Source organism: Microcoleus sp. N9_A1 (genome assembly GCF_036701795.1).
GTDB lineage: Bacteria > Cyanobacteriota > Cyanobacteriia > Cyanobacteriales > Microcoleaceae > Microcoleus.
The window spans coordinates 160,011-170,154 of sequence record NZ_JAUBRI010000006.1 but is presented as its reverse complement, the minus strand read 5'-3'; the positions used below and the strand labels follow the sequence as shown (position 1 = coordinate 170,154).

At 44.7% G+C, this 10,144-nt stretch carries 6 protein-coding genes; 4 read left to right on the top strand and 2 right to left on the bottom strand.

Annotated elements, in window-relative coordinates:
• Positions 1-428 precede the first annotated feature (428 nt).
• From QUA58_RS04670 to QUA58_RS04660, 3 genes are all read left to right on the top strand, one after another.
• A complete protein-coding gene (locus QUA58_RS04670; RefSeq protein WP_333257217.1) occupies positions 429-914 on the top strand; it encodes a CRR6 family NdhI maturation factor in 486 nt (161 codons plus the stop codon).
• Between the two features lie 259 nt (positions 915-1,173).
• Positions 1,174-2,706 (top strand): NAD(P)/FAD-dependent oxidoreductase, encoded by a 1,533-nt coding sequence (locus tag QUA58_RS04665; RefSeq protein WP_333393181.1) that lies wholly within the window; start codon positions 1,174-1,176, stop codon positions 2,704-2,706.
• Between the two features lie 278 nt (positions 2,707-2,984).
• Complete coding sequence (locus QUA58_RS04660; protein WP_333257221.1) at positions 2,985-4,199, top strand: FAD-dependent oxidoreductase; 1,215 nt, start codon at positions 2,985-2,987, stop codon at positions 4,197-4,199.
• 146 nt (positions 4,200-4,345) lie between these two features.
• Here the strand turns inward: QUA58_RS04660 and QUA58_RS04655 are convergent, their stop codons facing one another.
• Positions 4,346-5,218 (bottom strand): pentapeptide repeat-containing protein, encoded by an 873-nt coding sequence (locus QUA58_RS04655; protein WP_333257224.1) that lies wholly within the window; start codon positions 5,216-5,218, stop codon positions 4,346-4,348.
• A 1,217-nt stretch (positions 5,219-6,435) separates the two neighbouring features.
• Positions 6,436-7,113 carry a 5'/3'-nucleotidase SurE gene (gene surE / locus QUA58_RS04650; RefSeq protein WP_333393185.1) on the bottom strand — a complete coding sequence of 226 codons (678 nt, stop codon included), beginning with the start codon at positions 7,111-7,113 and terminating at the stop codon, positions 6,436-6,438.
• Positions 7,114-7,773: 660 nt separating this feature from the next.
• Here surE and QUA58_RS04645 point away from each other — a divergent pair.
• Positions 7,774-10,026, top strand: coding sequence for a carotenoid oxygenase family protein (locus tag QUA58_RS04645; protein WP_333393180.1), 2,253 nt, complete (start codon positions 7,774-7,776; stop codon positions 10,024-10,026).
• The last annotated feature ends 118 nt before the right edge of the window (positions 10,027-10,144 follow it).

Sequence of the window (10,144 nt, the reverse complement as noted above, 5' to 3'; positions counted from 1 at the left end):
TTGACAGTTGACAGTTGACAGTTGACAGTTGACAGTTGACAGTTGACAGTTGACAGTTGACAGTTGACAGTTGACAGTTGACAGTTGACAGTTGACAGTTGACAGTTGACAGTTGACAGTTGACAGTTGACAGTTGACAGTTGATCGGAGGAAGAAGGAACAAGGAACAAGGAATAAGGAAGAGTTTACAGTTGACAGCTTGCCCGCTCGTTTAAAGAATGGTAAACCGAAGGAAGAATGAAGAATAAAAAATAAAGAATGAAGAATGAAGAATGAAGAATGAAGAATGAAGAATAAAGAATGAATAGGGGAATGTACGGGATGGAACGGATTGAGATGAATCACTCGAATTTCAGATAATTGGTAATTGCTAATTGGTGATTGGTGGTATTATAGATAATGACTTAATTATATAAGGTTGAATATTTATGAGTATTATGATATCGATTGATGCCGATCGCATAAACAGCTTAGATTTGTCTCCGGTGCGGACTGTGATTGAACAGTGGCTGGCGGCTGGGGCGATCGCCCAAAACGAACAACAGCTACAATTTGAAATTGAGTATCCGCGCGAAGAGTTAGATCCGCGAGAAATTTCAGAAATTCCCGAAGTGCGGCTGTGGTTTATTCGCTTGGATGCTTGTTATCCTTGGCTGCCATTTTTGCTGGATTGGAAAGCGGGAGAATTGGCGCGCTATGCGGCGATGTTGGTGCCGCACCAGTTCCACCGCACCCAAGGCATTCAGTACAATCCTGAAGCTTTGGAAATGTTTTTGATGAACAAAATTTTTGTGCTGACTGATTGGTTGAATCAGCAGGGAATTCCCAGTAAATCGAAGTTGATGGCGATGTCGCAGATGTTTGGTTATGATTTGGACGATGCTTTTTTTGATGTGATTTTGCCGCACAAATAAGCTGTAAGTAAGCCCACCTAAATTGTATTTTTTGGGCGGGCGGGACGCCCACCCCACAAGAATTCGCTCAAACTTGACTGTAAAATTTAGATGCTTCACACTATTGTGGGGTTGGCTTCTAGCCCGCCCAAAAAGGCGTAAGGTACGCACTGCGTACCCCACAAATAGCGTGGTAAGCCCTCTTCACAATTTTCTCAGAATTGAGAGCTAGTTTAAATAAACAACGATCGCCCGATTCAATCGATCGAGGAAATTTCCCATGAAAACAGATTACCTCATCGTCGGCAGTGGTTTATCAGCACTGGTTTTCGGAGCTTTGATGGCAAACTCCGGCAAAACCGTACACATCCTCGAAGCTCACGAGCATCCCGGAGGCTTTGGCCACACCTTTACGATGGCCAAAAAATACACCTTTAATGCCCAATTCCACTACGTTTGGGACTGCGGCGAAGGACATACAGTGAATCGAGTTCTCAAAAAACTGAGTCTCGATCGAGATGTCACCTTTGAGCGGTACGATCCGAATGGCTACGACCACATGAGAATGCCGGGGTACGCCCTAGATATTCCCTCGGAACCAGAGGAACTAATCCGGCGATTGTCGGCGCTGTTTCCCGAAGCCAGCGAGAGAATTCGCCAATTCGTCAACGAAGTCGAGAAAACCGGCGCAGGACTAAGAAAACTCGCTCCTCCCGTCAAACCAATAGAATTGCTCAAAAATTTCGGTGACGTATTCTGTGCTGTCCAACACCTCAACAGTACACTTCAGGACGTTTTCGACAAGTTCCAACTCCCGCAAGCCGCCCAAACCTTATTAGCCCTGCAATGGCCGGATTTTTTGCTGCCCCCAAATCAGCTTTCTTTCTATGCTTGGATTGCCTTGTTTAGAGGCTATCAAGAAGGTGCATTTTACCCGACGCAGCATTTTGAAGATGTCATCAATTCTTTAGTTAAAGTCATTGAATCCAACGGGGGGAAGGTGCTGCTAAACCATGAAGTCACGAATTTTAGGGTAACAAACAGAACAGTAACTGGTGTTGAAGCGATGGATTTGACCACCCATCAAACCCATGAATTCACGGGCGACACGGTGATTTGTAACCTTGACCCGAAAAGAGCAGCCAAGATGATTGGAGAGGAACTGTTCTCTAAAAAAGTGCGGCGGAAACTCAACTATGAGTATTCTGCATCTAACTACATGGTGTACTGCGTTGTCAAAGATATCGATCTCCGAGACTATGGATTTGGCAAGTGGAATACGTTTCATTCGGAACACCTGGATCTAAATGAAGCTTTTGCTCAAATGTATGAGCAAAATGATTTTTCTCGTCCGAGTTTTGCAATTACAACGCCAACTTTACTGACCCAAGCGCGGCGGGATTGTCCAGAAGATTGTCAAATTGTCGAATTTCTGACTGTTGCTAATTACAGCTATTTTAAACAGCTTTGGGAGACCGATCGCAAAGCTTACAGACAGAAGAAACAAGAGATTCTGGACTCGATTTTAGATGTAGTTGAAAAACACTATGTTCCGAATTTCCGCAAACACATGGTCTTTCATGTTACCGGAAGTCCGACGACTAACGAGCGCTTCTGTTGGTGTCCTAACGGTAATTCCTACGGTTCCAGCCTGACGCCGCGCAACATGGGGGTCGATCGACTAAATCATGAAACATCCCTCAACAATTTCTATTTCTGCAACGCCTCCTCGGGCTATCCAGGCTTTGCGCCGACATTTTGGACGGGGGCGCTGCTTTATCAACGTTTATCTGGGGATGCGATTTTAGACTAAGCAATGCCAATTAAATAACTGCGATATTTTCTGATTGGGTTGAGTTTTGCGAAACCTACAATTGTCTGATATCTATGAGGAAACGGCAGATAAGACGGCGGTTGAAACCGCGTCTACAAAAACGATGTCCACCTCCGCGGACTGAATAAAATAACGTAATTTTAACCGCACAGTTCTTCAACCCGCGGAGGTGTTCGGCGAGCGAAGTCGAGTCGCGGGTTTTGTTTGTATAGACGCGGTTTCAACCGCCCAGTCTTCTATCTATTTAGGAGTGAACTATGAGAATTGCAATTGTTGGGGGCGGAGCTAGCGGTATGGCAGCAGCCTACTGGCTCGATAAACAGGGGCATCACGTCACTGTGTTGGAAAGGCAGCCGATTTTAGGTGGACACATTCGGACGCTGAATAAAAATGTTGCGCCAAATCAATCAGAGTGCAATGAAATATTAGAAAATGGAGTGCTGGAATTTCCGACTGTGTTTTATAATTTTATTGCTTTCATGCAGGAATTAGGCGTTCTATTAGAACCAGTGCAGATTGGTTCGGCACTATTTTTTAAAGATGGCAGTCACTTTTTGTCTGCGGTTTCAATCAAAAAGAATTTCACGGGAATCCAACGCCTGATAGAATATTTGCGACTTGATAGCCTGTACGCTCGTTCGGCTGGATTTATTTTAAAAATGCGGTTTGCCAAACAGCACGATTTCTACGATATAGCGCTTTCTCAGAGTTTGAAAAGTTCGTGCATCCGCAACGATTGGCTGAAGTTGCTGACGATGTACAGCTACTCGATACCGTTTGAATTGCTCGACGATTTCCCGGCCCAATTGGCGATGCCTGTTTTGTGCGATTATGCCTTGGTTAATTGGTTGAGGATTAAAGGGGGAGTATATTCTTACATTGAAAAGATTCTGGAGCGCTTTCAGGGCGATATACTGCTGAATGCGGAGATTGCCAATATTTTCAGAAGTGCTGATGCTGTAAAAATTGTGTTTTCTAATCAGGAGATTCAGGAATTTGATAAGGTGGTTTTTGCGATGCCACCAGACCAAGTGATGAGGCTGTTGTCTGATCCAACTGATGCGGAAAGGAAGCGGTTTTCGGATTGGAAAGGCAATTATGCAACCACTGTACTGCATTCGGATAGTTCGATGTACGATCGCTACGGTATCCGCAAGTTATCAGAATTTGATTTTTTCGAGACGAACAAAGGGTGGGGCTATAATGCGAGCCTGAATCAGCTTTGCGGCATCTCCTCGCCACGAGAGTACAGTTTAGCTTTTCAACTGCAGGAGTCGATCGCCCAAAAGCACATTATTCATATTCAGAAACATCACACCCCGCTTTACACTGTCGAGTCTTTTCGATATCGAGATGAAGTTATCGAGACTAATGGCGAGAACAACACTTATCATGCGGGAGCTTATTTGGGGGATGGTTTGCACGAAGGAGCCATTACCTCTGCTTTGCGAGTCGCGAAATTAATCGGGTGAACTCAATTGTGATGCTACAAACTCTCGCAAATATTAGTAAATTTCTTGCCGATGCAACACTCTCACAAAAGTAATGATGTCTGCATCAAAAGTTAAACCAATGCGAGAGTCGTCCACTCGGATGCGAAATTAATTTTTGGCGTTGCCTAAGCTGCTACACCACGTGCTGCAGTTAAGTAGACATCATTGCTCACAGATGGGGGCATTGTTGATCCGGCTAACTGAGTACCCTCAAAGTTGGTTCCCATGAACGTGGCCCCGCTCAAGTCGGCTTCGCTCAAGTCTGCATAGCACAGCCTAGCCCAATCGAGGTTTGCCTGCACCAAAGAAACTCCCACCAGATTTGCCCTGGTTAAATCTGCTCCCATCAACTGGACGCCCCGCAACTGAGCCCCGCTGAGATTGGCGGCTAACAAGTTCGAGCCTTCCAAGTTTACCCCGTTGAGTTTGGCTCCGCTCAGGTTGACGCCATTGAGATCCGTCCTGCTCAGGTCGATGCCATTGATGTAAGCTTTGCTGAGATAGATGCCTGTTAGTTGAGCGCCAAAAAGCTTTGCACCGCTGAGTTTTGCCCCTCCACAGTTTGCCCAGTTGAGGTTTGCTCCCGTGAGGTTGGCACCCCGCAGGTTGATGAATTGCAGGTCGGCTGTACACAAGTTGGCGTTCCAGAGGATGGCGCTTCGCAGGTTGCTACCGATGAGTTGGGCGCCACTCAATTTTGCCCTGGGGAGTTTTGCTTTGACGAGGAAAGCTCCGCTGAGATTGGCTTTGGTAAGCTCTGCGTCCGCTAGTCTGGCTTGGCCCATTTTGGCAAAACTCAAATTTGCCCTGTAAAGGTTTGCGCCGTTGAGTTCTGCTTTGGTCAGATGCGCCCGACTCAGGTTAGCTCCTGACAGGTTAGCCCTAGAAAGGTTTATGCCAACCAACATAGCTCCGCTGAGGTTTGCTCCGCTGAGGTTTGCGTCAGCAAAGTCTCTGTTTCCATTTTCGTACTCTTTGAGCAGCTCGGTTACTTCCATACGGGTCACATTCCTAATAGCGGAAATTTATCTAGAAATAAACACTCTTTATAGATATTTTATCTCAAAGGGAGCGGACTGGATCGCACTTTCAAGAAAGCGGACAATTAACTTTATGTTTATACATATACTTTGTGCTTTTTCCAGAGTCCCGACCGTTTTGAGGTCATAGTCTGAAACCCTTGATTTATCGTGGGTCTCTAGTGTGCTTTGGCAAGCGTTGCGATCGTACTGAGATCAGTGAAACCGTTATTCTCAATAGGTAAGCCATCACACACTGTCCGAAGTGTTAATCAATAGTAAAATCTATATTCTTATTGTCCACTGTGGTTAACAGCTTTTTTAAACCGAGACTGCAAATTTGTTGTTGTTTTTGCGCCCGGTGTCTCGAAGGCTGGGATGGTCATAGCTCCATATTTTATCTACGGTCATTTTTAATTAAAATTAGATGTGGAACAACAGCTTAATCAGCGAGAATTTTTCTCGATTGTCTCGCAGCAGTTAGACGATCGTGCTTTTCAATATTTCCTTTAGTCATCGGGGTTAAAAGTAATTTCAGACATTGTACTTCTGAGGAATTTATCGATATGCCTAACGGTAGAGGGTATTCGTTCAAAAGCTAGCGGATAATATACTGCAGATTGTACAAAACTAACAGCGAGTAATAGCTGTATAGGATTACCCCCCTCTACTGGCAGTTAGGCAAATGTGTCAATCTATGTTATGCTGAGTCAAAATTGAGGAAAGATCATGTCAAAAGAAAGAAAAAGCAATAAAGAAGTCAAAAAGCCAAAGAAACAACCTGATGGTGTTGCTAAGCCGAAGGATGACAAAAAAAATTATGGTAGCACGGACGGCCGCAAGTAGAGATAGCTGCCACTCTCGGAATTGCGATTAATTTTGTTTAAATTTTATTAGTATCAATTCTGAATAAATTACAATATCCTATTTTGGGATAATCCGAAAACAGGTTTATTATACCTAGGGTATATGCAGTGCTAAACCCAAAGTACAATAAAATCTGTTTTTAGCCATGAATATGGAACATTCTGTCGCCGATCGAATTTAACACCATTTATTTATACTTGGCAAAAAAAATATATAGCGGTTCTCAATAAAATGAGGTACACACCGCTCGCAACTGATGTCCTATGCCCTATGTCCGCGAGAGCACCTCATGTTGCTGAGAAAGGCTATAGTTCGATCGCCCAAATCTATCACAGCGATATCTCAGTCACCGCAATATTACCCCCAAAACACACGTCAACATCAGTCCCCGCCGCCCGATCGCGCGCTCCGTATTCTCCAACATAATAAAAATATTCTCCCTCCATTTTGTACTCAACCGGCAGCGGCTCAGTCGAAGGCTTGCAAAACACAATTTCCGGTTCCGCACTTCCCGGCGCTAAATGCGGAAAATTCACATTCCAGAAACACCCCGACTTTGGTTCCCGCTTCAGCAAATCCGCCAACACCCGCGATGTCCAACGAGTCGCGACATCCCAGTCTATTTCGAGCGGCCTTTTAATCCGGTGGGAAATTGCGATTCCCGGAATACCGTGCATGGCTGCTTCCCGCACAGCCGCCACCGTACCCGAAATATACACGTCAACCCCCAAATTGCCACCCGCGTTAATACCCGAAAGCACCAAATCCGGCTTCGCACAAACGTGATGAAGAGCGATACGCACGCAGTCTGCCGGTGTTCCCCCTACAGCATATTCCACGGACGATCGCCGATCGACATGAATCGGACTGTGAGCCGTCACTTGATGCCCGCAGCCCGACAATTGCCCCTGCGGAGCCACCATAATTGTTTTGCCGCTGACAGCCTGCAAAAGTGCCTGAATCCCTGGAGCGTCGATGCCGTCGTCGTTGGTTAAAATTATCGTCATTAAAAATGTGTCGGTTTTATAGAACCGATTTGAGAGCGCAGAGGCTGGCAACCTTCTGGTAGCTCTAGCCCAAATTGGTTGTTGGTTGGTGGCGATCGTCAGTATGAGCATTGCCACACATTTATATCATGGCATTAATTGAACAGTTGCCCCAGAAATGTGGCGCGCCACATTTTAGCCCAGTCGCACCTTGATATGACAGCTAAAGCGACTTGTGACGCTTGCCCCAGTGCAGCATTCATGACATCAGTGTCGATGCAAACATCTAATCACATAATTTTTTCCTCAGCTCTCTCCGATGCTTGGTGTTAAAAGTAGCAGATGATACTAACTATCTGAGGCTGAACGTTGAAACTTTCGATCGTGCTAAATTATTAGCTTACGTTATCACCATAAGTACGAGAGAGCCACACGGGAGAAGAAAATATATGATATAATTATGATTCACTATTTAAGTCGAGTTGATTTTCGCTGAATCGCTTACGGTGACTAATAACGCAAGTTTCTAGTTATAAACTGCGGTGTTGCTAATTGCCAGCTTGCTAATCAAGTTTTTTACTCGAATTAGCCATTAGCAGCCTGTTTGAGATAACTAGCAACTTAAGTTAAGAGCAATTAGTGCAGGTGTCATTCATCTCAAATTTAACCCCTATAAAAACTATGAACCAATCTGTAGAAAATGACGATAAGGTTGAAAAAAATAGTAGTTTCCCGCGATCGGTATTGTCAGTTAGTCGAGTAGAATTTGGGCTAAGAGAAGATAACCCAGAGGCCAAGTATTGCCCGCTAAAACTGCTAGTTAAGGACGGAAAACAACTTCCGTCAGGATTGCAAGGCCACGTATTTATTATTTCAGCCACAGGCTCTGTTGACTCCAAATCTCGCGATGATAACAAAGATATTGTATTTCCTTCCAGTGATGGTTTCACGCCATTCTACAACGGCGACGGGATGGTTTATCGCTTTGATTTTGACAATCTTGAGGAAGGAGTATTTCTCACAACTAGAATTGCTACAACCCCCTGTTACTATGCCGACGCAGCCACAAATAAATGCCAGCCTAACCTGAGATTTAAAAATCGCGGCATCATGCGAATGTCTGACCAGTTAGGGATTCGCAATCAGCTAAACACCGGATTTCTGCCCATGAAATTTCTTCAGGAAGACAACGAAAGACTGCTGATAACTTGGGATATAGGGCGTCCCTACGAAATTGATACAAAAACGCTGGAAGCAGTCACGCCCGTGGGTTGGGATCGAGATTGGAGAGCCTTTAATCCGCTATTAGCCAACCTTCCCTTACAACCGCCTTTTCCGTTTAAATTAGTTCAGACTTCAGCCCATCCTTGTTTTGACGAGAACACAGGGGAAATGTTTACTGTCAACAGCGGGCGATCGCTCTCCACTTTTATTGCTCAATTGCGTCCAGTCCTCTATTGGGCACTCGGTTTGATTGACAGCATCAGATATCCCTCCCAGCGACGATTTCAGAAAGCTCCCGACCAAAAAAACTTTTTCCAAAAATTAGCAGCAGCCTTTAAACAAACAATTCATTTATTATGGAGTCTGCTGCAAAGTTTTAATATATTTGCCAACTTTGTCTATGTGATTTCCTGGGATGGCAAAGAAAAGATTAATAAATGGCAGGTAACGCACCCCAATGGTTGCCCGATCGCAATTAAACAGAGTATGCACCAGATAGGATTGACTGAAGACTACGTGGTGCTGATGGACACTGCCTTTAAATTCTTACTAGAAGAAATACTTCCGGCGCCAAACGAGCCAAAATATGAAGAAATAGAAAAAAGGCTGAGAAACTTAATCGATCGACCGCAATTACCCGACAGTACGATCTACATTGTCCGCCGCACTGACTTGAAATCAGATGTCAAGAAAGTGGTAGCGCGACAGGTTGTCATTCCCCGCGAAACCACGCACTTTCTCACAGACTATAAAAATCCGAACGATCAAATCACGCTGCACTTAGCGCACGTATGCGCTTGGGATGTAGCTGAATGGATTCGCGAGATCGATTTCAGCAACTCAGACAACAATGGAGGCTTACCCCATATGTTTGGGATGACAGTAGGGCCATTAGATATTAGTCGCATGGGATGCTACGTACTCGATGCTAAGGATGCCAAACAAATCAAAGTTGCCAGAAGCGATTTGACAGGAGTTTATGCAGACAACCAGCCTAACAAATATTGGCAGGATACTCAGACCAACGGTAAAGAATATTGCAAATACACTTGGGGACCAGCACTTTATGCTTACCGGGAAAATCCGCCTTCTGGACACTTTGAAAATATCTACTGGAGCTTTTTTGGATGCTGGGAAGATATTTTCAGTGAAGAAGGATTCCAAATGTATCAAAACTATAAATATCGGGAAATACCAGCCGATGAAGTGCGCCAGTTGACCAAAAAAGGCATCAAATCTAACTTGTTACGACTGCACATAGCAGATCTGGATACCCTTGAAGCAAATGAAAATCGGTTGCAGATTCAAGACGCATACGAATTTGACACAGGTTATTTCGGCAACTCGCCGCAATTTGTCCCGCGCGCGGGCTCAACAGGCGGCTCAACAGACGGCTATATTGTATGTGTAGTTTATAATGGTACAGATGAGCAACCTGACAACGGCAATGAAATCTGGATTTTCGACGCTGCGGATTTGAAGAGCGGCCCCCTATGCAAACTCTGGCATCCACAACTTAATTTTGGGATTTCCGTACACACGACTTGGTTGTCCAAGATTGGCAAACGGACGGCTAGTTATAATATTCCGGTGAAACAAGATTACGAATATTTAGTCAAACAGCAACCTCAAGAAATTCAGGAGTTCTTTAATGAGTGGGTATATCCGAAGCGAGAACCAAAAGACAGCGGTGACTGTAGCGTTAGTTAGCTCCGCAAGTCAGATTGCTAACTCAAAAGCGATCGCTGTTTCAACTGACTAGCAGTTGGCGCGATCGCTATATTGTATTTTATATATGATGGCACTGATATCACTTCAAGATTAAGAC

Excerpts from the sequence above, each read along its gene's own strand:
- QUA58_RS04660 (WP_333257221.1), top strand. The coding sequence starts at position 2,985 with ATGAGAATTGCAATTGTTGGGGGCGGAGCTAGCGGTATGGCAGCAGCC.
- QUA58_RS04655 (WP_333257224.1), bottom strand. The coding sequence starts at position 5,218 with ATGGAAGTAACCGAGCTGCTCAAAGAGTACGAAAATGGAAACAGAGAC.
- QUA58_RS04665 (WP_333393181.1), top strand. The coding sequence starts at position 1,174 with ATGAAAACAGATTACCTCATCGTCGGCAGTGGTTTATCAGCACTGGTT.
- QUA58_RS04645 (WP_333393180.1), top strand. The coding sequence starts at position 7,774 with ATGAACCAATCTGTAGAAAATGACGATAAGGTTGAAAAAAATAGTAGT.
- QUA58_RS04670 (WP_333257217.1), top strand. The coding sequence starts at position 429 with ATGAGTATTATGATATCGATTGATGCCGATCGCATAAACAGCTTAGAT.
- surE (WP_333393185.1), bottom strand. The coding sequence starts at position 7,113 with ATGACGATAATTTTAACCAACGACGACGGCATCGACGCTCCAGGGATT.